Origin of the sequence: Actinomadura sp. KC216 (assembly GCF_004348535.1) — a bacterium.
In the GTDB taxonomy this organism is placed as follows: Bacteria; Actinomycetota; Actinomycetes; order Streptosporangiales; family Streptosporangiaceae; genus Spirillospora.
In genome coordinates this window covers 1-1,109 of sequence record NZ_SMJX01000645.1, presented here as the reverse complement: position 1 = coordinate 1,109, position 1,109 = coordinate 1, and the positions used below count along the sequence as shown (strand labels likewise).

Sequence of the window (1,109 nt, the reverse complement as noted above, 5' to 3'; positions counted from 1 at the left end):
CACCCTCCCCGCCCCACGGCCCCGGAACGTCCGGGCACTCCTCGGCAAGGTGGTCTCGACATGACCCTCCACTCCTCAGCGCTCACTCGCCGCACCTTCCTGTCCGGCGCGGCGGCCGTCGGGGCGAGCGGCCTCCTCGCCGCCTGCGGCGGCGGCGACGGCCCGGGCGGCGCCCGCGGCGGCGCCCTGCCCGCGTCCCTCAAGGGGCTGGCCGACAAGGCCGCCAAGGAGGGCAGCGTGCGGCTGTTCGTCAGCACGGACGCCCGCACGCCCGCGCACGCCCGCAAGCTGTCCCGCGCGCTGCGCGCCGACACCGGCGCGGAGATCGACATCAAGTTCGTCAGCGGGGAACCGGACCCGGCTTTCGCGAACAAGCTCGTCCAGGAGTCGAAGGCGCAGGTCGCCCCTTCGATCGACGTCTTCGTGACGACGCCGCTGGTGGTCAAGCAGCTCAGCGGCGCCGGGCTCGTCCACTCCGTGGACTGGGGGTCCATGGAGGGGGTGGACGCGAAGAACGTGTGGGCGTCCTACAACGCCATCACCATCGCGGAGATCGCCCGCACGATCCTCTACAACACCGGAGCGGTCGACGCCCCGCCCCGGACGCTGGACGAGCTGCTCGACGACCGCTGGCGGGGCAAGATCGTCACCGCCGGGCTGCCCGACGTGTTCAGCCCGCTCGCCGCCGGGCTGGGCATCGACGGGATGATGACGTTCGTCACCAAGCTGCTGGAGCGCGGGCGGGTCTCGCTCGCCTCGGTGCCCACCGCGATCCGCACCCAGGTCGCCAGCGGCGAGTTCCCCATCGGATACGGCATCCGGATCGGTGAGAGCCAGCGCCGGTCCCAGGCGCCGGTGGACTACGCGCCGGTGAAGGTGCCTGTCGTCCCGCGCTCCGGACTGATCATCAAGGGCGCGAAGACCCCCTCCGCCGCGCAACTCCTCCTCTACTGGCTCAGCGCCACCGACCAAGGCCGCAAGCTCGCGTACGAGGTCCTCGACTGGCCCCTGCACACCACGCCCGGAACCGACCTGCACAAGCTCGCGCAGAAGGCCGGCGGCGTGATGACCGCCGATGCCGAGTGGTGGATGAACGACTACGAGAAGGC

General features: G+C 71.8%; 1 protein-coding gene. It reads left to right on the top strand.

Annotated elements, in window-relative coordinates; genetic code table 11:
* Window positions 1-60: 60 nt before the first annotated feature.
* Window positions 61-1,109: ABC transporter substrate-binding protein (locus tag E1264_RS42760; RefSeq protein WP_132183306.1), on the top strand; the 1,049-nt coding region annotated here is incomplete at its 3' end.